Genomic DNA, 25,010 nt, shown 5'->3' with positions numbered 1-25,010 from the left:
ATGAAAGCATTGCTGGTGCTGGAAGACGGATTCACGTTGGAAGGCAAATCCTTTACCGGAGACTTTGAAACCGGCGGTGAAGTGATTTTCACCACGGGCATGACTGGCTATCAGGAAGTGCTCACCGACCCCTCCTACTATGGGCAGATGGTCTGCATGACCTATCCGCTGGTGGGCAACTACGGCATTTCCGAGGCTGATATGGAATCGGCCCGCGTGCATTGCAGCGCCTTTCTGGTAAAGGAATGCTGCAAGCAGCCCTCCAACTGGCAGTCTGTCATGGCATTGCCCGCCTTTTTGCAGAAGTTCGATAGGCCTGGCATGGAAGGGCTGGATACCCGCGCCCTGACGCGCCACCTGCGCATCAACGGGGCCATGCGCGGCATGATTTCCACCAGGGAGCTGAACCCCGCTGCCCTCAAGGAAAAAGTGCTTGCCCAGCCCACCATGAAGGGCCGTAACCTTGTGCCCTTTGTGGCAGCGCAGGAACCCTACGCATGGTTTGACAACCAGCCGCAAAAGGTCGCCCTTGGCGCGGACGGCGCCTACGTATGGCGCGGCACGGGCCTGCCCCTGTTGGTGTATGATTATGGCATCAAGTGGAACATTCTGCGCCGCCTGTGCGAGGCCGGTTTTGAGCCTCTGGCGGTGCCGCCGAACTTCAGCGCTGCGCAGGCCAAGGCCAGCGGGGCAAAGGGCGTGTTCCTTTCCAACGGCCCCGGCGACCCGGCCACCCTGACTGCGGAAATTGCACTGGTGCGCGAACTCGTGGGTTCGTTCCCTGTCACGGGCATCTGCCTTGGGCATCAGCTTATTGGTCACGCCCTTGGCGGTACCACCGACAAGCTCAAGTTCGGCCACCACGGCTGCAACCACCCGGTCAAGGATCTGACCACAGGACGCATCGAGATCTCGTCGCAGAACCACGGTTTCCATGTGGTGCTGGACGGCGTGAACGATGTGGAAGCCACCCATATCAACCTGAACGACAACACGCTTGAAGGCCTGCGTCACAAGACCCTGCCAGTCATGAGTGTGCAGTACCACCCCGAGGCGGCGGCTGGCCCCCGCGACGGGCAGTACCTTTTTGGCCGCTTCCGTCAGCTTATAGGCGAGGCCGCAGGAGCGTAGGGCAGATTGCCCTGCCAGCAAGGCATATAAAATACAAAGGCGCACCGTGCGCCATCACGAGTGAAAACCCGGCTGTTTGCATAAGACAGCCGGGTTTTTCGTACTTGATATCTCGGTGGTGTTTTGGGTAAACTGCAAGACAAGCTAAGGGCCATGCCCCGATAATTCTTGCCGCTGGTGTATACCCTCCACGCGGCTGGCTGCCGCGCAAGCGGTATTGCAGAGGGTTCTTCAACTCAAGGAGCATATCGTGAAAAAGTCGGTTTTGTGTCTGGCCTTGAGCCTTGCACTTGTTCTGGCGTTCGCTCCGGTTCGCGCTGCCGAAAATACGCCCGAGGCCGAAAATTCCAAGGCGAACCCTGTGGATCAGTTTACGGGTGCCGCGTGGCAAAAAACTCCCGAAGCTGAAAAGCTCGCCTTTCTTTTCGGTGTGGAAACAGCGATCACCGTTGAGTATTTTGTAAACGGAAAAATCGCGGAAAACGCGACCAAGGAAGGCAAACGTCCGGTGTACACGCTTTCACCCTTTGAAAAGGGCTGGATGAAGGCCTTCAAGGGTGTGAACCGCGCGGAAGTCGCCAAGATGGTGGACGCGTGGTACACGGCAAATCCGCAGCAGCTTGACCGCCCGGTCATGAGCGTGATCTGGCGCGAAATCATTGAACCCCGCCTGAACGCCAAGTAACAGCAAAATCCGCTACGCGGTTTCTTCAGGAGAGAAAATATGAAAAACTTGTTGATAATCACGTTGCTGGCCGCCTTGTTTGTCAGCGGCATTGGTTGCACCAATATGAGCAAGACCCAGCAGGGTGTTGCCAGCGGCGCGGCCCTTGGCGCGCTTGGCGGCGCTGGCATTGCCGCCATTGCCGGTGGATCCGCTGCCTGGGGCGCTCTGGCTGGCGCGGGCGTGGGCGCTCTGGCTGGCGGCATAGTCGGGCACGAGCAGAGCAAAAAAGCCTGGTAAGGTCTGTTTGCGTAACGGCATTTGCGGCCTAGGCCGTATGAGAATGCACTCTTCAGGCGGGCTGTACCAACGGCCCGCTTTTTCATGAACAAAGGATGATGTCATGACCCCAAGGCTTCATACGGTCTTTTTCAGCCCAACTGGCAGCAGCCGCAGCATGGCGCAAGAAACTGCCCGTGTTCTGGAGCAGGAACTGACGCAGAATATGCCACTGGCGCGCGGCGATGACTGGGACTGGACGTTTCCTGAAGGGCGGGCGGCAGCCCGCACGCTTGGGGCGGAGGATGTGCTGGTTTTTGCCTTTCCGGTCTATGCAGGGCGTATTCCCCCATTGCTGATGGAGCCGCTGGCAAGGTTGGCAGGGCATGGCGCGCGAGCGGTTCCGCTTGCCGTGTATGGCAACAGGCACTATGACGATGCCCTGCTTGAAGCGGTTGATCTGTTTGTAGCCAACGGTTTTTCCGTACCTGCGGCAGGGGCCTTTGTGGCAGAGCACAGCATGACGGCAAAGGTCGGGGCAGGTCGGCCTGATGCAGAAGATATGGCCGCTATCGCGGATTTTGCCCGCAGGGCAGCTAGCGTCATCCCCTGTGGAAAAAGCGCAACGGTGGCTGTGCCCGGCAACCGCCCTTACAAGGCGCTGCCCCCAGCGGCGGATATTCGGCCCCAGACCCTTGATTCATGTACGCAGTGCGGCTTGTGCGCCAGCGTGTGCCCTGTGCGCGTGATTGATGCCGACAATGCCGCGCAGGTGGCGCAGGGCTGTTTGCGCTGTTGCGCCTGCGTAAAAATCTGCCCGGAACAGGCAAAGTATTTTGACAATCCGCAGGTGGACAAAATCGTTGCCATGCTTGAAAGCAAGTGCCGTGAACGGCGTGAGCCAGAAGTGTTTTTTGCCGCAGCGGGCAAAATGTAAGCAGGCCCGTCCAAGCTGGCAGGTGATTGTACACCGCGCAAGCAGGCCAAGAGGCTTACATAAAAAGCCGGTTCAGAACGCATGGTTCTGAACCGGCTTTTTATGTATTTGCTGGCAGAAGGACAAACTCCCTTAGGGTGTTTGATCTGCGACCAAATGAATTTTTCTTGTCCTTTTGCTGGCCTGCGCCAGTATGTGTCTATTCCGGCTGCGGCGTATCCACCACTGCGTCCATGTCGACCATTTGCCCGATAGTGCCTGCGGCAAAACCACCGAACAGGGCGTTGGCCATTTCCTGGTCATAGCGTGGGTCGTTGGCAAGCTCCTTGGCAGACTGCACAATATCCTTGCCCTTTCTGAAAGGCCGGTCGCAAATCATGGCGGCAAAAGAGTCGGCCACCGCTGCGAGGCGTCCAACCTTGGTGGTCTGGTTGCCCTTGGTGTGCTGGGGATAGCCGGAACCATCAAGCCGCTCGTGGTGCTCAAAGCAGGCGCGCAGCAGCTCGTCAAAAGACACTTCCATCTTTTGCATCAAGCGAACGCCCACAATGGGATGGGGAATGATTTTTTCCCTTTCTTCCTGTTTCAGTGGACCAGCCTTGCTGAGCAGGAAAGGGGGAACCTTGCACATGCCCACATCGTGCAGCAGCATGGCAACAGCAATGCGATCCATGTCTTTGCGTCGGAATTCACCTGCGCCCTGCAACCATATCCACAGGCCCACAATCATGCTGTTGATGGAATGCCGTGCAAGGTTGTTTTTGCGGAACAGACGGCGCATGAATGTGCTGATGTGGTGTTTGTCGCTCCACAGGTACTCAGTAACAACCATAACATCGCGGTACAGCGGTTCAAAGAGCGTTTTGACAGGCTGCTCAAAAAAGTCGCTGCAACGCATAAGCAGGGCGCGAATGCAGATGTCTGCGATTTCCGCTTCCTTGAGGTTGTTGTCCTGCAGCACAAGGTCAAGCTGCTTGACGATGTGGCGCGAGTAAATGTGGTGGTCGGAGCGCGACACAAAAAGATCGCCCTCCGCGCACAACTGCGCCACTTCATCCACCTGTTCGCTGGTCAGGCGGCTCCCCTTGACGCAGTAGGGAGCGAGCACAGCGATATCTTCGCGAAACCTGAACAGATCTACCGGAGGCCGGAACTTGGGAAAGCTCGACAGGATTTCGCCGCTGATCTGATAATATTCCTCGTTGATGTTCATGGGAACATCAAGAACTTTCCTTTGCTCTGCGGCCATGAGCTACTTCCAGTAAATTTTGACAAGGTTTGTGCCACGGGGCGTGGCGGAAGACCCCTTGACCTGACCAGCGGTAATAACCGCGCAGTCGTCAGGTTCAAAATCCGGGCTGTTATGGATAAAGCTCTCGGCCCGAATAAGGTGACTTGGTTCTTCCTGCGGATTTTCCACAAAAACCGGCCTCACGCCCCAAACGAAGTTGAGGGCCTTGATGGAAACCGGGTCAGGCGTGAGTGCATAGATGCTTTGCGGGGGGCGGCGGGCAGAGACCTGCCGGGCCGAACTGCCCGAAAGACTGTGCGACACAATGGCCTTGGCCGAAGCCTTGTCTGCCAGCAGGCAGGCGGAGTAGGCCAGAAATTCTGGTATGCCCTTGTCGCTGTCCGGCTCTTCAAGCTTGCGGTTGAGCAGCAGCAGGCGTTCGGCTTCGTCCGTGATGCGGCGCATGTAGCGCACGGTTTCAACGGGGAAGTTGCCCATGGCGGTTTCTTCCGAAAGCATCACGCAGTCCGCGCCGTCAAGCACGGCATTGGCAACGTCAGTGGTTTCCGCGCGGGTAGGGGCGGGGCTGTTGACCATGGAGAGCAGCATCTGCGTGGCAACAATAACAGGCTTGGAGGCCTTGTTGCATGCGCTGATGATGTGCTTTTGCAGCGCGGGCAGAAGGGGCAGGGGGCATTCTACGCCAAGGTCGCCGCGAGCCACCATGACTACGTCAGTCTCGTGCAGAATCTCGGCAAGGTTGTCCACGGCGCTCTGCCGCTCAAGCTTGACGACCACGGGCAGGTTTTTGCCGGCAGCGGCGATAAGCTCCTTGGCTTCGCGCACGTCGTCCGCAGTCTGCACGTAGGAGATTGCCACTGCGTCCACACCTAGTTTGAGGCCGTCCGCAAGGTCTTTTTTGTCCTTATCCGTCAGGGCGCGCACCTTGGTGGCCTTGCCTGGCAGGGCCAGACCCTTGCGCGAGGTGACGATGCCGGAGTTGTCCGCCTTGAGCAGCACAAGACCGTCCGCGCGGCATTCCGTAACCACAAACTGGAGCCCGCCGTCAGCCAGCACCATGCGGTCGCCGGGTTCGAGGCTTTCGAGGATCACGTCGTGGTCAAAGGGCAGATAGGGGAAATCGTCCACATGGCGGTCGCTGGGGCCGAGCAGCAGCTCCATGCCCTTGGTGACGGTTATGCTGGTTTCGGGCAGCACGCCAAGGCGGATTTTGGGGCCGGAAAGATCCTGCATGATGGTGATGGGCCGCCCGATGGCCGCTTCCACCTCACGAATGCTCTGGATGATAGCAACAAAGTCCGCTGCGCTGCCATGCGAAAAATTGAGGCGAAACACACTGACTCCGGCCTCGGCCAGTTCGTGCAGTTTTTCTTTGCTGTTGGAAGCGGGACCGATAGTAGCGACAATTTTCGTTCTCATATCTGTTCCTTTTGGCTGAAACCGGTGGCGCAAGGGCGCAAAAGTGCAAAATTTACAGTTCCGGCTTGATCCAAATAGTCTTGGTTTTCCCCCATATTGTCAAGGCATTCGGCGCAAAAGCGTTGAAACTGCGCCCATGTTGTCCGCCTGGTGGCTTTTTGCTTCTGCGGAAATGATGGGCGTTATTTTTTGCCCTGCATCCCCTGAAGGGTTGGCAGTGGTAACTTGCCACTTTTTACCACCGCAAAAATGTACGGAAACTGGAGGACTGATCGCCAGATAATTCGCAGATAAAGCCAATTTTGCGACATTGCTTGACACGGGGTAGGGCTTGGGGCATAAGTGGGAAAAAGTGGTAACAAGTAGTAAGAAGTGGGAAAAAGTGAAAAAACTGTTCACAAAAAGCCTTTCCCGCAGCCTAGACCCCAAGGGGCGACTCATGCTGCCGCCGGAATACCGCGAAGGACTCTGCGCGGACGGCGGCTCTGGGACGTTTTGGCTTACTGCTTTTTACGGACGCCTGGTGGCCTATCTGCCCGCCGACTGGGACATGGTTACAGAACAGCTTGGCAGTATCCCCATGCCTTCACCCAGGCTTTCGCACTTCAAAACAAAGGTTATGGGCCTTGCCCAGGAACTCGAGCCCGATGCCCAGGGGCGGGTGCGCATTCCGCAGGTGCTGATGCGCGAGGCAGGGTTGCACAAGGATGCAATGCTTGTGGGCATGCTGAACAAATTTGAAATCTGGGATCAGGAACGCTTCAATGCCCTCCAGCTTGAGGATGTGTCCGACGAGCTTTCCGGGCTTGGCATAACTCTCAGTCTATAGGCCGCACCATGACGGAAATTTTGGATAACATCGCTGAACCAGTGCGGCACGTGCCGGTGCTTCCGGCAGAAACGCTGGAGGCTCTTTCGCCCCGCGCCGGTGGTCGCTATCTAGACGGCACCCTTGGTATGGGCGGTCATGCCTCGGCTGTGCTCGGCACCGCCAGCGACATTGAACTGTGCGGCCTCGACCGGGACGAAGACGCCATGGCTCTTGCGCGTCAGCGCCTTGCCCCCTTTGGCAACCGCGCTCACATTTTTCATTGCAATTACAGCAATTTTCCCGATGCGCTGGCAGAACTGGGCTGGAACAAGGTGGACGGAGCGCTGCTGGATATCGGCGTTTCTTCGCTCCAGCTTGATGAAGCCGAACGCGGTTTCAGCTTTCACGGCGATGGCCCGCTCGATATGCGCATGGATCAGAATTCCGGTCAGCCATCGGCCTGGCACTGGGTCAACCGCGAAAGTTTTGCAAAGCTCAAGGAATGCATCGCCATGCTGGGCGAAGAACCCCAGGCAGGGCGCATTGCCCGTGTGATTGTGGAATCGCGCCAGAAGGCCAGCATAGACACCACGGCAGAACTGGCGGCCCTGGTGGAAAAGGCCTACCCCGCAGCATGGCGGGCCAAGGCCCGGCGGCATCCGGCCACGCGCACCTTTCAGGCCTTGCGCATGGCCGTCAACGACGAGCTGGGGGAATTGCGGCGTTTCCTTGATAGCATACTGGCTTATCTGCCCATCGGCGGCAGGCTCGCCGTCATAACGTTTCACTCGCTTGAAGACCGCATGGTCAAGCAGGCCATGCGTCACTGGGCAGAAGGCTGCCGCTGCCCGCGCCATGTGCCGGTATGCGTGTGCCATCATCAGCCCGAAGTGCGCATCCTGTTCAAAAAGCCCGTGACCGCCACGCCCGAAGAGCTGGCCGTCAACCCTCGCTCCAGCAGCGCCAAGCTGCGCGCTGTGGAAAAAATAGCCGAGGCGACCGGAGCATGAAGCGCAATACAACCATGAACCAGCAACATGGAGGCAGGGGATGGCTTCTGGCGCTGGTTCTGGGGCTTCTGAGCTGCATGGTCATGGGCCTTGTGCTGGTGTGGAGCAACATTGAGCGCATGGACACAACCTATTTTATCAATATCCAGCAGAATACTGTTCGCGAACGGCGCGCCCTGAGGGCCAAGCTTGAAGTTGAGCGCGAGCGGCTGCTTTCTCCCTATGAACTGCGGCGCAAGGCAGATGAGTTCGGTATGCGCGAACCCAAGCCCGGCCAGATTCGACGTATGGAACTACAGTAAAAACTCCGGAATGCTCCAATGTCTGTCCAGTTAATGGTCAGGCCCGGAAAAAGCCCGGCGTCATTACGGCGACGCCCAGTTTGGAAACGCCATGTTCAAACTCAGTTCTCGCAAACGCAATGTGTCCAGCGCTGGCCCTGCCCGTGCCACCAAGCCGCAGACCACCCGCAACCTTGTTTCTTCGGGCAAGGGCACGAGCTCTCCGGCCTGGATGGGCAATGTGGACTGGGGCCGCGCCCGCATCAAGATCGTTGTCTGCATCTTCTGCTTGCTGTGGGTCGGGCTGTGGGGGCGCGCATGGTACCTCCAGATGATGGAGGGGCCGCGCCTTGCGGAGCGCGCGCGTCGCCAGCATACGGCTACGGAGCTGGTCACCGGGCGCCGCGGCATGATCTTTGACCGCAACGGTCAGGTGCTGGCCCGCAGTGTGGAAGCAAAATCCATTTACGCCCGCCCGCAGGACATCACCGATTTTCAGGCCATGGCCAACACCCTTGGCCCCATTCTGGGCATGGAGCCGCAGAAGCTGTATGATGATCTGGCGCAGACCAAGCGCCGCTTTGTCTGGCTGAAGCGCAAGGTGGACGATTATACCGCCGAGGCCGTGCGCAAGGCCAACATCACCGGCATAGGCCTGAGCAAGGAATATGACCGCGTTTATCCCTTCAAGCACATGGCTGGGCAGCTTCTTGGCTTTGTGGGCCTTGACGACAAGGGCCTTGAAGGGATTGAGCGCTCGCTTGATTCGCGCCTTGGCTGCATTCCCACGCGCCAGATTGTGCAGCGCGATGCCATGGGCCGCCGTTTTTATCTGCACGAAGAAGGCCAGAGCGAACCGGTGGGGCAGGATCTGACCCTCACCATCGACATGCAAATCCAGTTTTTTGTTGAAGAAGCCGTGGCGCGTACCGTGCGGGAATATGATGCCCGCTGGGGCGGGGCGCTGGTGGTTGATGTGGCCTCGGGCGAAATTATGGCCTGGGCGCAGTATCCTTTCTTCAATCCCAACAATTATAAGGATTTTTCGCCGCTTGTTTACCGCAACAGGCTGGCTGCCGATGCTCTGGAACCGGGTTCCACGTTCAAGCCTTTTGTGATGGCCGCCGCCATTCAGGAACGCAAGGTTACGCCCAATACACTTATCGACTGCGAAGGCGGCAAGTGGGTGACCAAAAACTTCACCATCCGCGACACATCGCGGCAGGGGATATTGCCCGCTGCCAAGGTGCTGCGCTATTCGTCCAACATTGGCATGGCCAAGATCGGCCTGTCTATGGGCGCACCCACCTTCTACAAATATATGCATGCCCTGGGCTTTGGGCAGCGCACGGGCGTACCTGTGTCTGAAAGCCGAGGCATCCTGCGCGCTCCGCGCGACTGGAGCGAAGTGGACATCATGTCCACCTCGTTTGGTCAGAGTATTTCGGTGACAGGCCTCCAGATGGCGCAGGGCTACCTGACCCTGCTCAACAACGGCGTGTACAAGCCCTTGCGCCTCACGCGCGAAGACGGCGCTGTGGATGAGGTGCGCCCCCGCATTTATTCTGAAACCGCCGTGCGCGAAGTCATGCACATGATGCGTGATGTTGTTGAAGAACCGGACGGTACAGGTAAACGCGCCCGTGTGGACGGCATTGACGTGGGCGGCAAGACCGGTACGGCCCAGAAGGCCGACCACAGGTCGGGCACATACGGCAGCAAGCGTCTTGCTTCGTTCGTGGGCTTTTTCCCTGCAGACAAGCCCAAGTATTTTGTAATGGTCATGGTCGATGAACCTTCGCGCAACCAGTACGGCGGCGTGGTCGCAGCACCTGTGTTCAAGGAAGTTGCCTCCCGCATGGTGTCGTACACGGGCATGTTTAATGAAACCAAGGTGGCGGAAGCGGATAAAAAAGCCTCCGAGGGTGAAGGCCCGGCCACCAAGATCCGTCAGCGTGGCCTCAAGCTTGCCGCGCTGGAGGTTCCCTATGCCACCGACACCAGAAAGCTGGCCCCGCCGCAGCAGGCCGAAGGCATGCGTTTGCCTGGGCATCTGGCCAAGGCCAGCAGCAAGGTGCCGGACGTGATGGGCAAGTCTGTGCGCAATGCTGTTGAACTGTTTGCCCGCGCGGGTGTTGTGCCTGAACTCAAAGGATCCGGCAGCAGGGTGGTCAAGCAGACCCCTGCTCCTGGTGTGGCCTGGCCTGAAGAAGGCAAGGACATCGAATATATTCTCTGGCTTTCCGAACGGTAAGAACGGCAGGTTGCTTCCGGCTGGCGCACGCATGGCGCGCGGGGTTGCGGGTTGAATTGCGCGCGCCGCCGGGACTAAATTGGGGTATTTGCCCCGGTTATGCAGTGAGGTTGATATGGAACGGGAATTTGCAGCCCTTCTTGAACAGTGCAGACGTGGCGGTATTGAAGTGCGCGTCGATTCTCGCCAGGTCAATTCCGGCGATATCTTTGTTGCCGTGCCTGGCGTTAACGAAGACGGGGCGCGTTTTATTCCCGCCGCAGTAGCCGCAGGGGCTTCCATTGTCGTTTGCCGCCCCGGCGGAGCGGAAGAAGCTGCCGCACTTGCTGGCGGCTGCCACGTTGTGCACCATTCCGACCCGCGCGAGGCGCTCTGGCGTCTGGCGGAGGCCCGCTGGCGCACCAGTGAACTGCCGCTCAAGATCGTGGGCGTTACAGGCACCAACGGCAAGACCACCTGCTCCTATCTGCTTGAGCAGCTCTTTGCGCAGGCCGGGCACAAACTTGGCGTCATGGGCACTGTCAGCTACCGCTGGCCCGGTCATGCGGAAGCCGCGCCCCTCACTACGCCCGATGCCCTGAGCGTGCACGCCATGCTGGCCGCCATGGCCAAGGCGGGCGTGGATGTGGCGGTGATGGAAGTGTCCTCCCATGCCATTGACCAGCAGCGCGTCTGCGGCGTCCCTTTTTCCGGCGCAGCCTTTACCAATCTGACGCAGGATCATCTGGATTATCACAAGAGCATGGAAAGCTACTTCCAGGTCAAGGCCCGCCTGTTCCTGGAACTGCCACGGCCCGACAAAGCCATGGCTGTCAACGCCGACGATCCATGGGGCCGTCGCCTGCTTGAGCTGTGCCCCACGGCCCTCTCCTTTGGTTTGCAGAAAGGCGCGCTGAACAAGCGTCACCTCTGGGGTGAACTGCTTTCTGCCGGAACAGACGGCTGCCATATGCGCATGCATCTTGAGGGCAGCAAGTGGGAACTTCGCTCGCCTCTGGTGGGCGCGTTCAACGCCTCAAACCTGCTGGCCGTGCAGGCCGTTGCCCTTGAAATGGGTATTGAGCCTGATGCTTTCAAATCTCTTGAAAGTTTTACAGGAGTGAGCGGGCGGCTTGAACGTGTGGAAAATCCCCAAGGATTAAATGTATTTGTAGACTATGCCCACACGCCGGATGCGTTGGAAAACGTTTTGCAGGCCCTGCGGGGGGCTGGATTCAAACGCGTTGTTACTGTATTTGGCTGCGGCGGCAATCGTGACCGCACCAAGCGCCCCCTCATGGGCGAGGCGGTTGCCCGCTGGTCCGACGTGGCAGTGCTGACCTCCGACAACCCGCGTTTTGAAGAGCCGGAAGCCATTTTGCAGGATGTCCTGCCCGGTTTGAAATCCGCCCGCGAAGTTGTGGTTGAAGTTGACCGCCGCGCGGCTACCATCAAGGCGCTGAAAATGCTCGGCAAGGACGATGCATTGCTTATTGCAGGCAAGGGCCATGAGGATTATCAGATCATCCAGGGCGTCAAACACCACTATAGCGACCAGGAAGTAGTTAGGGAGTTTCTTCATTGCGACTGACCTACAATGAAATAGCGGCCCGTCTGGGCCTGAGCGCCCTTGAGAGCGACATTGCGCTGACCGCCACAGTGACGGACAGCCGCGAAGCCGCGCCCGGGGTTCTCTTTGTCTGCATCCCCGGCAGCAGGGTGGACGGGCACGACTTTGTGCCTGCCGCCGTGGAACTGGGGGCTTCTGCCGTGCTGGCTTCCCGGGCGCTGCCTGATGCAGGTGTGCCCGTGCTGGTGGTGGAAGATACGGTCAAGGCCCTTGGCAGCATAGCCGCCATGTGGCGAGACAAAACTACCGCCAAAGTAGTGGGTGTTACGGGCACTGCGGGCAAAACAACGCTCAAGGAAGTGTTGGCTCAGGTGCTTTCCGTGCGCGGCAAGACCGCCAAGAACGCCCTGAACAACAACAACCAGATCGGCATGCCCCGCGCCATGCTCGCCACTGACGGCGATGAAGATTTTTGGGTCATGGAGGCTGGCATCAGCCACGAGGGCGACATGGAAGAACTGTCGTCCGTCATGCGCCCTGACATTGGCCTCATTCTCAATGTTGGCGCAGGCCACACCGAAGGGCTGGGCAGCAAGGGCGTGGCCTGGCACAAATCGCGTCTGCTCACCAATCTTGCCCCCAAGGGCATTGGCCTTGTGTGCGCCGATTATCCAGAACTTGTGCGCGAGGCCAGAGCCACAGGCGCGGAACTGCATTTTTTCAGCGCCACAGGCAAAGCCGTGGAATATCGTGCCTCATACGCAGGGCCAGCCCCCGCGCAGGTCGACAGCCGGGATGATGCCGCAATGGGCATAGATGCGCCGGACGACAGGCGCGGCCTGTACCACCTCTGGCTTGACGGTGTGCGTTGCGATGTAACAGCGCCTTTCAGGGGAGAGTACGGTGCGGAGAATGTCATAGCCGTTGCTGCCGTTGCCCATCTGTTGGGCCTGAGTACTGCGGAAATTGCTCAGGGCCTGTCCCAGAGCGATCTGCCCGTGCAGCGGTTCAACCAGACGCGCGTGGGCAAATGGCTGCTTATTGACGACACCTATAATGCCAACCCGCTTTCCATGCGCCGTATGCTTGATGCCGCGGCAGAGCGCGCCGCTGGCAGGCTTTTTGTGCCTGTGCTCGGCGAGATGCTCGAGCTTGGGCCGCAGGCTGCGGCAGAGCACGAATCCCTCGGCAAACATCTGGCTGAACTTAAACCCTCGGCAGTATTCTGGAAGGGCGGCCACGGCGAAAATATCCGCGCCGGGCTGACTTGTGGGGGCTATACAGGGCCGTGGTTCGAGGTGTATGACGCTGCGGCTTTTGCCGCTGCATGGGCCCAATTGACGGCCAGTGCTTTTGCAGAAAACAAGACCAGCGGCGTGGCTCTGTTCAAGGGATCACGCGGCAACAGGCTGGAATGTCTGCTCCAGACTCTCACAGAGCCGGAGGCCGTGCGGGGCTGAGGGCCAAGATCAAAAACGCCGCCTGCTGGAGCGTTGCATACTTGAAACGGGCGTTGGCGGATTATTCCGCTCAAACCCCAGTTTCAGGGTTTACCTGCTTTAAAGAATGGGCATAACGGTCTGCACACGACCAAAAGAACGGATTACGCTGCATGTTCTATAATCTCTTTGTCCCCCTTACGTCCGAATGGACGGTATTCAACGTTTTTCGGTACATCAGCTTCCGCTCGTTGGCCGCGCTCATCACTGCTCTGGTGCTTTCCATTCTCATTGGCCCCCGGTTTATCGGCTGGCTCCGCAGCCTCAAATGCGGCCAGTATATTCATGAAGACGTTGCCGCCCACGCCTGCAAGGCCGGCACCCCCACCATGGGCGGCCTGCTCATGCTGTTTACGCTCAGCATCAGCCTGCTTTTGTGGTCTGACCTGACCAATCCCTACATCTGGCAGGCCTTTCTTGTTTTTGCGGGCTTCGGGGCCGTTGGCTTCTGGGACGACATCACCAAGTTGCGCCACCACAAAAACAAGGGGATTTCCGGCAGGTCCAAGATGGCGGGGCAACTGGTCATTGCCTGCGCGGCAATGGTGCTGCTCTACATTAATCCCGATTACAGCAGCAAGCTGACCATACCTTTTCTGAAAGAAGTTACCTTTGATCTGGGCTGGTTTTATTTGCCCTTTGGCGTGTTTGTCATGGTGGCCTCTTCCAACGCCGTTAATCTGACGGACGGTCTGGACGGCCTTGCAATCGGGCCTTCCATTGTGGCTTGCCTCGTTTTTTCCATTTTTATTTATATCACGGGCAACGCCCGCTTTGCCGGATACCTGCTGCTGCCCTACATGCCCGGCGTGGGCGAGGTCACAGTGTTCTGCGCGGCGCTTGTGGGCGCGGGCCTTGGCTTTTTGTGGTTCAACGCCTATCCGGCCCAGGTATTCATGGGCGATGTGGGTTCACTTTCGCTTGGCGGCGTGCTGGGCTATCTGGCCCTGCTGTGCAAGCAGGAACTTGTTCTCTCTGTTGTGGGCGGCCTTTTTGTGGCCGAAACGCTTTCGGTCATTCTGCAGGTCGGCTACTTTCGCTGGACTGGCGGCAAACGTATTTTCCGCATGGCACCCTTGCACCATCATTTTGAACTCAAGGGCGTGCCTGAATCCAAGATCATCATCCGGTTCTGGATAACTTCCATCCTGTTGGGCCTTGTGGCGCTTTCTGTTCTGAAGCTGCGCTGAGGAGAGGGGATATGGCACTGGAGAAAAATCGCGGCAGACGTATTGAACCCGGCGAGCTGGCAGTTGTTGTGGGGGCGGGCCGTTCAGGTCTTGCTGCCGCCAGACTGTTGCGGCGCGCCGGGGCGAGGGTTCGGCTACTGGACAGCAACCTCAAGGCGCTGGCCGGAAGGGAAGTGCTTTCCGCTGAACTTGCTGCCCTTGGTATTGACGTGCAGCTTGGCGAGCATTCTGCCGCGCAGTTTGCAGGCGCGACCTTTGTGGTGCCCAGCCCCGGCATGCCTGTAGCCAGGCTTGCAGGGCTGGTGGACACGCAGGTTTCTGAAATTCTGGCCGAAATGGAACTGGCCTGGCGCTACCTTGATGATGAGCCAGTGCTGGCCATTACCGGCACCAGCGGCAAAACCACCACGGCCTCTCTGGCTGCCGCCATGCTGCATGAGCAGGGCTATTCCGTGTTTTTGGGCGGCAATATCGGGACGCCGCTTTCGGAATATGTTCTCGGCGGTAAAAAGGCCGATGTGCTTGTGCTTGAGATCTCCAGCTTCCAGTTGCAGGCCTGCACTACTTTTTGTCCGCGCGCGGGCATCCTGCTCAACATCACGCCCAACCATCTTGATTACCATAAGGACATGGCGGAATACACCGAAGCCAAATTCCGCCTGTTCCGCTGTCAGGACGAAGGCGATCTGGCCGTGCTTGGCGAAGACCTGCAAGCGCTGGCTGACGCCCACCGCCTCAAGGCCCGCAAGGTTTTTGTAAAGGCCACCGAGCGCTTTCCCACAAGCTGTCTCATGGGCGCGCACAACCGCATCAATGAAGAAGCCGCATGGCAGGCCTGCCGCCTTTTTGGCGTGACGGATGCCAGTGCGACCAGGGCCGTGGAGCGTTTTCAGCCATTGCCGCACCGTCTTGAGCGCGTGCGCGAGCTTGGTGGCGTGCTGTACGTCAACGATTCCAAATGTACCACGGTTTCCGCCCTTCAGGTGGCGCTGGAGGCCTTTGACCGCCCAGTGCGGCTGCTCTGCGGCGGCAAGTTCAAGGGCGGCGATCTGGCCGGGCTTGCCGATCTGCTGCGCGCCAAAGTGCAGGAAGTCGTGCTTTTTGGGGCCAGCCGCGAGCATTTTGAAAAGGCCTGGCAGGGAATTGTGCCCATAAGCTGGCACGAAACAATGGAGCCTGCTGTACGTTTCGCCTCGGCAAATGCCAAAAGCGGCGATGTGGTGCTGCTTGCGCCCGCCACCTCCAGCTATGATCTGTACAAGAATTATGAACAGCGTGGAGAAGACTTCAAACAGATTGTGGGTAAACTGTCATGAAGAACATCTTCAGCGGTAAGGAAAAAGCGCCCAAGGTAAACAGCGCCATGGCGAGAGCCACGGAAGAAGGGCCGTTCGCGCCCTTTGACTGGTGGCTTTTCACCATCATGCTCATTATCCTTTCCATTGGTCTCGTGATGGTGCTTTCGGCCAGCGGCATCGTGGCGGAGCAGGTCAACGGCGACAAATACTTTTTCTTCAAGCGTCAGGTCATTTTTGCCCTTGGCGGCGGCGTTGCGCTGTGGAGCGCGGCCCTTCTGCCAAGGCACTGGCTGTACCGCATGCAGTATCCTGCGCTCTTTCTTGCGCTGCTTCTGCTGCTGGTGACGCTCTCGCCCCTTACCCCTGCCATCAATGGTGCAAAACGCTGGATCCCTCTGGGTTTTATCTCCATTCAGCCCATGGAATTCGTCAAAATTGCGCTGGCGCTGTATCTGGCGTATTTCATGAGTTCCAAGCAGGAACTTATCAAGACGTTCAGCCGGGGCGTCATTCCTCCCTTTGCCGTTACGGGGCTGTTCTGCTTTTTGCTGCTTTTGCAGCCTGACTTCGGCAGCGCCGTCGTTCTGGCAAGTATTCTGTTTTTCATGTGCGTGGCGGGCGGCACCCGCTTTGTCTATCTGTTCTTTTCGGTGGCGCTCGCATGCGGCGGCGCTATGGCGCTGGCCATCTCTTCGCCGTATCGTCTGCGCCGTCTGCTGGCCTTTCTTGATCCTTTTCAGGATGCGCACAACACGGGCTACCAGCTTGTGCAGTCGCTGCTTGCCATTGGGTCGGGCAGTTTCTTTGGCGTAGGCGTTGGCGCAAGCAAGCAGAAGATGTTTTATCTGCCTGAAGCGCACAACGACTTTATCATGGCCGTGCTTGCCGAAGAAATGGGCTTTGTGGGCGTAAGCGCCGTGATGATTCTGTTTGCTCTGCTTTTTTGGCGCTGCTACAAAATCATCATGGGCCAGCGGAATCTGCGCGACCGTTTTACCGCATTCGGCATTACCACCATTCTTGCAATGGGTTCGGTCATGAATCTGGCCGTGGTCATGGGGGTTGCGCCGCCCAAGGGCGTGCCCATGCCCCTCATGAGTTACGGCGGTAGTAACCTTTTGGCCACCATGCTGTGCGTGGGCCTGCTCATGAACTTTTCAAGGACGGCGGACACATGGACAACATCATCCTGACGACCGGCGGCACGGGCGGGCATATCTTTCCGGCATTGGCTGTGGCAGAGGAATTGCGGCGTCGCAATCCCAATGCCAACTTGCTGTTTGTTGGCTCGCTCTACGGGCCGGAAGAACGGCTGATGCGTCAGGCGGGCATTCCCTTTGAGGGACTGCCTGTGCGCGGTCTTTTGGGGCGCGGCTTCAAGGCTGTGGGCGCAGGCGCGCAGATGGCCCTTGCCGTGGGCAAGGCCGTGGGCATTCTACGCCGTTTCAAGCCTGATGTTGTGGCTGGATTCGGCGGGTATGCCGCATTTGCGCCCATGCTGGCCGCACGTATTCTTGGCGTGCCCGGCGTGCTGCACGAGCAGAACGCCATAGCCGGTGCCAGCAACCGTTTTCTGGCCCGGCTTGCGCGGCGCGTGTGCATTTCGCTGCCCAACACCAGCGGCTTTGATATGAAGAAATGCGTGTTTACGGGCAACCCTGTGCGGGCGGCCGTAAGTGCGGTGGGGCAGGTGGATCGCCACCGGCAGACGCGCCGTCTGCTGGTCGTAGGCGGTTCGCAGGGCGCGCATGCACTCAATGCCTTTATGCTTGAAAATCTGGCGGAATTTCGCGGTGCCGGGGTGGAGATCCGCCACCAGACCGGCATAACCGACGAGGGCAGTGCGCGCGCGGCCTATGTGGCTGCGGGTTATGCCCCCGAATGCGTTTCCGCCTTTATAGACGACATGGCCGGGGCCTATGCCTGGGCGGACGTGGCCCTGTGCCGCGCCGGGGCCAGCACGGTAGCGGAGCTTTGCGCCGCAGGCCTGCCCTCGGTTCTTGTGCCTTTTCCCTATGCCATTCACGATCACCAGACCCGCAATGCCGAGGTGTTGACCCGCAGCGGCGCTGCCGTACTGGTGCCTGAAGGACGTATGGCCGTACAGGGGATGTCTGACATCCTGCTGCGGCTCCTGACCATGCCCGGCGAACGCGAACCCATGGCCGCAGCCGCACTTGCCGCTGCCCGGCCTGACGCGGCAGCGCGCGTGGTCGCGGTTCTGGAACAAACAGCGTAAACAGGGTTTCAGCATCCAATATCCAAGGGTGAATTCAACCCTTTAAATTATCTAGACTTTCTTTAAAGGTAGAGCATGAACAGCAAGATTCGGCGTATTCATATGGTGGGCATTGGCGGCGCGGGCATGAGCGGCATTGCCGAGGTTCTTCTCAATCAGGGCTACGAGGTTTCCGGCTCTGACATGAGCGATTCTGCCGTTGTGCGTCATCTGCGCGACCTTGGCGCACACGTTGCCGTGGGCCATGCCGCGGAAAACGTGGGGGATGTTCAGGTTCTGGTAAAGTCCACCGCCATCAGCGATGAAAATCCAGAGCTTGTGGAAGCACGCCGCCGCAACATTGCCATAATCCCGCGCGCCGAAATGCTGGCAGAACTGATGCGCTTGCGACAGGGCATTGCCATTGCCGGTACACATGGCAAGACCACTACAACATCACTTACGGCATCTATCTTTGATACTGCGGAGCTTGATCCTACAGTTATTATCGGCGGCAGGCTCAACGCTTATGGCACCAACGCACATCTTGGGCACGGCGAATATCTGATAGCCGAAGCCGACGAGTCTGACGGCTCCTTTCTGTGTCTTTTGCCCATCATCAATGTCGTGACCAACGTGGACGAAGACCATCTGGATCACTACAAAACCCGACAGGGCATTGATGATGCCTTTGTGCAGTTCATGAACAACGTTCCTTTTTACGGCCTGAACATCGTCTGCGGCGACGACCCCGGCGTGCGCGCCCTGCTTGCACGTGTGAAGCGCCCTGTGCTTACTTACGGCTTTGCGGAGGACAACGTGCTGCGCGCCGTGCCGCTTGAATGCGGCGTGCGCAACAACTTTGAGGTGTGGCGCAACGGCGTCAAGCTCGGTCAGGTCAGCCTACCGCAGCCGGGTCGTCATAATATGCTCAACGCTCTGGCCGCCATTGGCGCGGCTATGGAAGTGGACATCAGCTTTGAAAAATGCGCCGAGGGCCTGAATGGTTTTGGCGGCGTGGGGCGACGCTTTGAATTCAAGGGCGAGAAGGGCGGTGTGACTGTGGTTGACGATTACGGCCATCACCCGGCGGAAATTGCGGCTACCCTTGCAACGGCGCGGCAGGTCTTTCCTGGTCGGCGCATTGTGGCGGCTTTTCAGCCGCACCGTTTCAGTCGCACACAGGCCCATTTTGGCGAGTTCTGCAAAGTTTTTGACAGTGTGGATCAGCTGCTGCTCACCGAAATTTACGCCGCGTCTGAAAAGCCCATTCCCGGTGTTTCGGGGCAGAGTCTCGCTCAAGGCATCCGTCAGGTTTCCACAACTCCGGTGGAATACTACCAGACCCTTAATGACCTTGCCGCAGCCCTGCCCAATGTGTTGCGCGAGGGTGATGTGCTGCTGACCCTTGGCGCTGGCAGCATCACCCGCCTTGGCCCCGCCTGGCTGGAAGGACAAGACCATGCGTGAGATGCCCGCTCCTTTTCTTGCCCCACGCACCACGCTGAGGGTGGGGGGGACCGCCATTGCGGAAATAATACTCGAGCGGAGCGAAGACCTTTATCTATTGCCCGATAGGCTCAAGGCTCTTGGCGGCACACCATTGGTGCTGGGCGCGGGCAGCAATATTCTTGCACAGGACGGCGAGTTGCCGCTGGTTCTGATCCGCCCGTTTTTTAGTGACGGCCCGGTCATTGTGGGCGAGCACGAGGGCAAGGTTCTGGTGCGTGCGGGAGCGGGCGTTCCTATGGCGCGGCTGCTGCGTTTTTGCGCTGTAAACGGGCTTTCCGGCCTTGAAGGGCTGGTGGGCATACCCGGCAGCGTGGGCGGGGCTGTTGCCATGAATGCTGGCTCGCATGGTACGGAAACATGTAAAAATATTTATAATATTCAGGTGTTTATTGATAACACCATTCAGCGTATCAACGAAGATGCACTGCAATACGGCTATCGTACTCTCAGCATTAACGGGAAAAAGAATGATTTTATCGTCTTGGAAGCCACATTTGGCTTGACCGTTGCTGAAAGGGATGGCATCTGTAATTGCATGCGTCACAACTTTTTTAAGAAAAAGTCTAAACAACCTGTGACGGCTTGGAGCGCGGGGTGCGTATTCAAAAATCCCACGCCGGAAATGTCTGCCGGGAGGCTTCTTGACGAGGCCGGTTTCAAGGGCAGGCAGCTTGGGGGAATGGCCTTTTCAACCCTGCATGCAAATTTTTTGATTAATGAAGGCAAGGGCAGCGCCACGGCGGCCTTGGCCCTGTTGCAAGAGGCCCGGCAAGCTGTGCGGCAACGGTTTGGCATTGAGCTTGAGCCGGAGGTCAGGATAGTGCCATGCCCCTTGCCCTGAAAAAAAACGGACGCAAAGCCCGTAACTCCTACACACGAGCATCTGCCCCAGTCAAGAAAAGCGGCGGCGGGTCAAACGTACGTGCGGGCGGGGTTATTGCGGGGATTTTCAAGAAGCTCAGGGGCTTCAGCGGGCTGAAAAGCCTTGCGGCGCTGACTGTGCTGCTGGCCTGTCTAGGGCTGATTCTTGCGGGTGTGTGTTATTCGTCGCTCTGGCTCTACAACAAGGCCATAACCAGCGATTTCTTCACCACCCGCCATGTTGACGTGACCGGTAATGTGCGCCTCTCGCACGACATGGTGCTGCAATACGGCGGCATCCGCGAGGGCGACAACAGCCTGGCGGTCAGCATTGCCAAGGTTGAAAGAAACCTGCGCAAGACACCCTGGGTTGAGGAAGTTTCTGTTAAGCGCCTTCTGCCTGACAGGTTCGTGATTCGGCTGAAAGAACGGCTGCCTTCTTTTTGGGTGCATAAGGACGGGGTGCTGTATTACGCCAACGAGCTTGGCGAGATTATAGCGCCGGTCGAGAGCAAGAATTTTCTCTCGCTGCCCACCCTGCGCGTTGACTCGGGGGCAGAAGACGCCTTGCCGTACCTGACGCGTCTGATGAAGGGAATGCAAAGCGGTTTGCTGCCCATAGAGGCGGGGGCTGTTTCATCCGTCAGCGTGAGTCCCGGCAAGGGCATTGAAATTTATCTTGAAGACAGGGAAATGCGGCTTTCCATCGCTACTGACGATTGGGAGGGCAATCTTTCCCGGTTGAGTCTGACCCTGGGCGATCTGGCCCGCAGACACGAACTGCGCAATGTTCGCGAGATTCGATCTGTTAACGGCAACGTTTGGGTTTTACTTAACCAGCCAGCGTAAGAAACTTGCGGCATGTGCCAGAGTGGCATGCCGTTGCGACCCGGAGACAGGCGTTTTGAGGAGAATGGCATGAATAAGTCCGAGCTCATCGTTGGCCTCGACATCGGCACCACAAAGATATGCGCTGTGGTGGGCGAGCTGTCGGAGTCGGGACTTGTAGATGTGGTGGGCATCGGCACCAGTGTTTCCACTGGTTTGCGCAAGGGCGTGGTGGTCAACATTGAACAGACCGTCCAGTCCATCCGCAAGGCCGTGGAAGATGCGGAACTTATGGCGGGCTGCGAAATCCACTCCGTATACGTTGGGATTGCGGGCAGCCACATCATGGGCATCAACAGCCACGGCGTGATTGCCGTCAAGGGCGGCGAGGTCGCGCAGCGCGATATTGAACGCGCCCTTGATGCCGCCAGGGCTGTGGCCATTCCTGCCGACCGAGAGGTCATCCATATTCTGCCTCAGGAATACATTGTTGATAACCAGCGCGGCATTGCCGACCCGCTCGGCATGGCTGGCGTACGCCTTGAAGTGAAGGTGCACATTGTTACGGGCGCTGTTTCTTCAGCCCAAAACATTGTGCGCTCGTGCCACCGCAGCCAGCTTGAAGTTGCCGATATTGCCCTTGAATCGCTGGCATCGGCCAAGGCCGTGCTGACCGAAGAAGAACGCGAAATCGGCGTTGCTCTGGTTGATCTGGGCGGCGGCACCACCGATATTGCCGTTTTTGCCAACGATGCAATCAAGCACACGGCTGTTCTGGCGCTCGGCGGGCAGAACCTTTCCAACGACATTGCCTTTGGTCTGCGCACTCCCATCGCCTCTGCCGAAAAGATCAAGCTCAAGTATGGCTGCGCCCTTGCCGACCTTGTGCGCAACGATGAATTTATCGAAGTTCCCAGCGTGGGTGGCCGTGAGCCGCGTCGGCTTTCGCGTCAGGTGCTGGCCGAAATATGCGAACCCCGCATGGAAGAAATTCTTTACCTTGTGGATCAGACCCTCGTGCGCTCCGGCTACAAGGACATGATCGGCGCAGGCGTGGTGCTCACGGGCGGCACGGCGCTGATTGAAGGCTGCCAGGAACTGGGCGAACAGATTTTCAATCTGCCCACGCGCATTGGCTACCCGCGTAACATTGGGGGCCTGAAAGACGTGGTCAACAGCCCCAAGTTTTCCACGGCGGTCGGTTTGCTGCGTTACGGTGCGGAAAAGGAACTTTCCGGGCAGAAAAAATTTACCACACGTAGTGAAAGCGGCGTTTTTGACGGTGTGCTTTCGCGAATGAAAAAGTGGTTTGCGGACATTTCATAACAACCTCAAGCGGGCATTTTGAGGACAGCACAGAGGAGAGGTGTAATGGCTCAGTCTATCGTTGATGATATCGATACCTCGTTGGCCAGCAATGCCAAGATCAAAGTTATTGGCGTAGGTGGTGGCGGCGGTAACGCAGTGCAGAACATGATTGCCTCTGGCCTGCGCGGAGTGCAGTTTGTTTGCGCCAACACCGATGTGCAGGCGCTGAACAAGAACGGCGCCTCTGTTAAGGTGCAGCTTGGTGAAAAGCTCACCAAGGGTCTTGGCGCTGGCGCCAACCCCGCCATTGGCCGTGAGGCGGCGGTGGAAAGCGTTGGCAGCATTCGTGAAGCCATCGGCGATGCCGATATGGTCTTTGTTACCGCTGGCATGGGCGGCGGCACCGGTACCGGCGCTGCTCCTGTTGTTGCTCAGGCTGCCAAGGAAATGGGCGTCCTCACCGTGGGTGTTGTGACCAAGCCTTTCAGCTTTGAAGGCGCCAAGCGCAAGCGTGCGGCGGAAGCAGGGCTTGAAGAGTTCAAGCAGCATGTGGACTGCCTGATCACCATCCCCAACGACCGTCTGCTGGCCTTTGCCCCCAAGAAGGCTCCTTTCTCCGAAATGCTTCAGAAGGCCAACGATGTGCTGTACTACGCCGTCAAGGGTATTTCTGACGTCATTGTGGGCGAAGGCCTCATCAATCTCGACTTTGCAGACGTGCGCACCACCATGGCCGAAGCCGGCATGGCCCTGATGGGCACGGGCATCGCCTCTGGCGAAAACCGCGCCCGCGAGGCCGCCCAGCGCGCCATCATGAGCCCGCTGCTTGAAGATGTTTCGCTTGAGAGCGCCAAGGCGGTTCTGTACAACATCACCGCCCCCACCGACATCACTGCCGAGGAAATTGCCGAAATCGGCGACATCATCGGCGATGCCACTCCTGAAGAAGCCAACATCATCTTTGGTGTTGTGTTTGACGACAATATCGGCGACGAAATTCGTCTCACCGTTATTGCCACCGGCATTGACTCTCCTCAGGTTATTCAGGCCGTGCAGGCTCCTGCGGCCACTGTCACCAACTTCCGCAAGCCCGGCCCTGACGCCGTGGTTGCCGAACCGCGCCGCACCACCTCTCGCCTTTCGCAGCAGGGCATGATGGAAGAGCAGGAACGTGGAGAATCACGTTTGCCTCAGTCTTCGCGCCGCTCTGAGGTTGAACGCTGGTATGACGAAAACAGTAGCCGTCCTTCATATTTGCAGAAGCGTGAAGTTGTAGGCCAGCCGCGCCGCCGTGCGCACAACCCTGGCCACGAAGACTTCACCTATGATGAGGACGATTTTGAAATTCCTACCTTCATCCGCACTCAGGCCGACTAATACTGCTGTTGCCTGAGCGCCTTGGCAGAATATTTTTCTGCCAGGAAGGCCCATGATTTTCAGGGCTTGCCTCTTCGGCCCTGAAATGCCCGCCGGGAGGCCCATTGGGGGCCTCCCAGAGTGGGGCGTAAATGTCCGCTATAGTCCGTGAGACCTAGGTTTCACGGACTTTTTTGTTGGAAAACTGTCCACAGGATTTCGTCCGCCATTTAGAATATAGCGGACGAGTGCTGCGCTACTAACTGCGCTCTTGCACTGTGTGGTTGGCGTTGTTATGCCCTGAGCAAGGCGGGCAGGGCGAGGCGTACAAACGCCGGGTCAGGAATCGACCGCTGGAATCCATGGCGCTGGCACAGAATCCCTCTTGTCATCTGGCGAAATATTGGGCTGGTTTGAGTGCGTCAGCGAAGGTGCGCTTGTGGGCATCGAGTCATGTTTGTCATGGCTAACTGGCAACGGAGGGTATGTATTTCTTCTTGTGAATAGTCCTTTTGTTGCAACTTGCCTAACCCTTTGACCGATGGGGGAAACCTATGAGCAAAAAGTGTCTGCATATCCTGTGGGTTAACGATAACCCTGTCACCGCTGAAAATATGGTCTTTATGTATGCCACAAATTCCTTGCTGAAAGGCTGGTGGGAAGAAGTACACCTGATTCTTTGGGGGGCAACGGTTAAATTGATTTGTGAAGACGTGAAGCTGCAAGGCCTTCTTAAGAAATTTCATGATGCTGGCGGGCATGTTTCAGCATGCAGAAAATGTGCTGAAAACCTCGGTGTGTTTGAGCAGATAGAAAAGCTGGAAGGTGTTGATGAAGTCTTTTACATTGGGGAGGCGTTTACAAAAATCCTCAAGGATGATGAAAAACTTATTACCATCTAGCTCCAGCTGAATAGTCAAGGCCTTTTCATGACAGTGGTTCCACTAGTCAAGCTGGCACTCTGTATCTGTTCTTTGCGATGCTGCGGGTGAGCGGGGTAATATCCCTGTAATGCTTCAATGCTGAGATTTTGCGGCGTAATGATTAAGCCGTGCGGCTTTCACTACACAAAGATGCTCTCGGTGGGTGCATGGCGATCAAGCAATTTTTGGAAATTTTGCGGTGCATGTTTTTGCCGCAACGGCGCAATGCTTGTCCGCATTGTGGAGGCATCCGTTGCATAGGCGCATGCCAGTTCAATGCTTCCGAGTCTGGCGCTGAGGTCGGGCAAAAGGGCAAAAATCAGGAAACGCCGGGTGCTAGCGAGGGCAAGAAAGGCTAGAAGTGGTTCGTTGCTACAAATAAATATCCCCCGGCTTAGCCGGGGGTTTTTCATATGCGCCTGTAAGGCTC

Annotated in this window: 23 protein-coding genes; 20 read left to right on the top strand and 3 right to left on the bottom strand. The window is 57.8% G+C overall.

Annotation, left to right across the window (positions count from 1 at the left end; genetic code table 11):
- The 4 genes from carA to QZ383_RS12285 all read left to right on the top strand — a co-directional run bounded on the left by carA (position 1) and on the right by QZ383_RS12285 (position 3,011).
- Entirely contained in the window at positions 1-1,131 is a 1,131-nt protein-coding gene (gene carA / locus QZ383_RS12300) for a glutamine-hydrolyzing carbamoyl-phosphate synthase small subunit (RefSeq protein ID WP_291445823.1), read from the top strand.
- Between the two features lie 250 nt (positions 1,132-1,381).
- Complete coding sequence (locus QZ383_RS12295; protein WP_291445822.1) at positions 1,382-1,816, top strand: hypothetical protein; 435 nt, start codon at positions 1,382-1,384, stop codon at positions 1,814-1,816.
- 39 nt (positions 1,817-1,855) lie between these two features.
- Positions 1,856-2,095 carry a glycine zipper domain-containing protein gene (locus tag QZ383_RS12290; protein ID WP_291445820.1) on the top strand — a complete coding sequence of 80 codons (240 nt, stop codon included), beginning with the start codon at positions 1,856-1,858 and terminating at the stop codon, positions 2,093-2,095.
- Between the two features lie 103 nt (positions 2,096-2,198).
- Positions 2,199-3,011 carry a 4Fe-4S binding protein gene (locus QZ383_RS12285; protein ID WP_291445818.1) on the top strand — a complete coding sequence of 271 codons (813 nt, stop codon included), beginning with the start codon at positions 2,199-2,201 and terminating at the stop codon, positions 3,009-3,011.
- 199 nt (positions 3,012-3,210) lie between these two features.
- Here the strand turns inward: QZ383_RS12285 and QZ383_RS12280 are convergent, their stop codons facing one another.
- Complete coding sequence (locus tag QZ383_RS12280) at positions 3,211-4,260, bottom strand: HD domain-containing phosphohydrolase (protein ID WP_291445816.1); 1,050 nt, start codon at positions 4,258-4,260, stop codon at positions 3,211-3,213.
- 3 nt (positions 4,261-4,263) lie between these two features.
- A complete protein-coding gene (pyk, locus tag QZ383_RS12275; protein WP_291445814.1) occupies positions 4,264-5,682 on the bottom strand; it encodes a pyruvate kinase in 1,419 nt (472 codons plus the stop codon).
- A gap of 382 nt (positions 5,683-6,064) precedes the next feature.
- Between pyk and QZ383_RS12270 the strand changes: the two genes are divergently transcribed.
- The 16 genes from QZ383_RS12270 (at position 6,065) to QZ383_RS12195 (ending at position 24,559) form a co-directional block, all read left to right on the top strand.
- Complete coding sequence (locus tag QZ383_RS12270) at positions 6,065-6,511, top strand: protein MraZ (RefSeq protein ID WP_027180920.1); 447 nt, start codon at positions 6,065-6,067, stop codon at positions 6,509-6,511.
- 8 nt (positions 6,512-6,519) lie between these two features.
- Positions 6,520-7,503: a 16S rRNA (cytosine(1402)-N(4))-methyltransferase RsmH gene (gene rsmH, locus QZ383_RS12265; RefSeq protein ID WP_291445811.1), complete on the top strand. Its 984-nt coding sequence runs from the start codon at positions 6,520-6,522 to the stop codon at positions 7,501-7,503.
- The gene (locus QZ383_RS12260; RefSeq protein ID WP_022659322.1) at positions 7,500-7,805 is read left to right on the top strand and encodes a hypothetical protein; all 306 of its coding nucleotides are present in this window, start codon (positions 7,500-7,502) and stop codon (positions 7,803-7,805) included. The genes rsmH and QZ383_RS12260 overlap by 4 nt, the downstream gene beginning before the upstream one ends.
- A gap of 91 nt (positions 7,806-7,896) precedes the next feature.
- Positions 7,897-10,038 (top strand): penicillin-binding transpeptidase domain-containing protein, encoded by a 2,142-nt coding sequence (locus QZ383_RS12255; RefSeq protein WP_291445808.1) that lies wholly within the window; start codon positions 7,897-7,899, stop codon positions 10,036-10,038.
- Positions 10,039-10,153: 115 nt separating this feature from the next.
- Positions 10,154-11,608 carry a UDP-N-acetylmuramoyl-L-alanyl-D-glutamate--2,6-diaminopimelate ligase gene (locus QZ383_RS12250; protein ID WP_291445806.1) on the top strand — a complete coding sequence of 485 codons (1,455 nt, stop codon included), beginning with the start codon at positions 10,154-10,156 and terminating at the stop codon, positions 11,606-11,608.
- Positions 11,599-13,047 carry a UDP-N-acetylmuramoyl-tripeptide--D-alanyl-D-alanine ligase gene (gene murF, locus QZ383_RS12245; RefSeq protein WP_291445804.1) on the top strand — a complete coding sequence of 483 codons (1,449 nt, stop codon included), beginning with the start codon at positions 11,599-11,601 and terminating at the stop codon, positions 13,045-13,047. The genes QZ383_RS12250 and murF overlap by 10 nt, the downstream gene beginning before the upstream one ends.
- Positions 13,048-13,199: 152 nt before the next feature.
- Positions 13,200-14,276, top strand: coding sequence for a phospho-N-acetylmuramoyl-pentapeptide-transferase (mraY, locus tag QZ383_RS12240; RefSeq protein WP_291445802.1), 1,077 nt, complete (start codon positions 13,200-13,202; stop codon positions 14,274-14,276).
- Between the two features lie 11 nt (positions 14,277-14,287).
- Complete coding sequence (gene murD / locus QZ383_RS12235) at positions 14,288-15,592, top strand: UDP-N-acetylmuramoyl-L-alanine--D-glutamate ligase (RefSeq protein WP_291445800.1); 1,305 nt, start codon at positions 14,288-14,290, stop codon at positions 15,590-15,592.
- Positions 15,589-16,767 carry a putative lipid II flippase FtsW gene (gene ftsW / locus QZ383_RS12230; protein ID WP_240824480.1) on the top strand — a complete coding sequence of 393 codons (1,179 nt, stop codon included), beginning with the start codon at positions 15,589-15,591 and terminating at the stop codon, positions 16,765-16,767. The genes murD and ftsW overlap by 4 nt, the downstream gene beginning before the upstream one ends.
- Entirely contained in the window at positions 16,749-17,813 is a 1,065-nt protein-coding gene (gene murG / locus QZ383_RS12225; protein WP_291445798.1) for an undecaprenyldiphospho-muramoylpentapeptide beta-N-acetylglucosaminyltransferase, read from the top strand. Before ftsW ends, murG begins: the two co-directional genes overlap by 19 nt.
- 75 nt (positions 17,814-17,888) lie before the next feature.
- Positions 17,889-19,262, top strand: coding sequence for a UDP-N-acetylmuramate--L-alanine ligase (gene murC / locus QZ383_RS12220; RefSeq protein ID WP_291445796.1), 1,374 nt, complete (start codon positions 17,889-17,891; stop codon positions 19,260-19,262).
- Positions 19,255-20,145, top strand: coding sequence for a UDP-N-acetylmuramate dehydrogenase (gene murB, locus QZ383_RS12215; protein ID WP_192111933.1), 891 nt, complete (start codon positions 19,255-19,257; stop codon positions 20,143-20,145). The genes murC and murB overlap by 8 nt, the downstream gene beginning before the upstream one ends.
- Positions 20,130-21,014, top strand: coding sequence for an FtsQ-type POTRA domain-containing protein (locus QZ383_RS12210; protein ID WP_291445793.1), 885 nt, complete (start codon positions 20,130-20,132; stop codon positions 21,012-21,014). The genes murB and QZ383_RS12210 overlap by 16 nt, the downstream gene beginning before the upstream one ends.
- A gap of 69 nt (positions 21,015-21,083) precedes the next feature.
- Positions 21,084-22,319, top strand: a complete 1,236-nt coding sequence (gene ftsA / locus QZ383_RS12205) for a cell division protein FtsA (protein ID WP_022659333.1) — start codon at positions 21,084-21,086, stop codon at positions 22,317-22,319.
- Positions 22,320-22,364: 45 nt separating this feature from the next.
- On the top strand, positions 22,365-23,678 hold the full coding sequence (gene ftsZ, locus QZ383_RS12200; protein WP_291445791.1) for a cell division protein FtsZ: 1,314 nt from the start codon (positions 22,365-22,367) through the stop codon (positions 23,676-23,678).
- A 533-nt stretch (positions 23,679-24,211) separates the two neighbouring features.
- On the top strand, positions 24,212-24,559 hold the full coding sequence (locus QZ383_RS12195; RefSeq protein WP_291445789.1) for a DsrE family protein: 348 nt from the start codon (positions 24,212-24,214) through the stop codon (positions 24,557-24,559).
- Positions 24,560-24,720: 161 nt separating this feature from the next.
- Here QZ383_RS12195 and QZ383_RS12190 read toward each other — a convergent pair.
- On the bottom strand, positions 24,721-25,010 hold a 290-nt coding region (locus QZ383_RS12190), incomplete at its 5' end, for a hypothetical protein (RefSeq protein ID WP_291445787.1).

It is taken from the genome of Desulfovibrio sp. (genome assembly GCF_019422935.1).
Taxonomy (GTDB): Bacteria; Desulfobacterota; Desulfovibrionia; order Desulfovibrionales; family Desulfovibrionaceae; genus Desulfovibrio.
The sequence above is the reverse complement of the archived record's forward strand: the minus strand, read 5'-3'. Positions and strand labels throughout refer to the sequence as shown.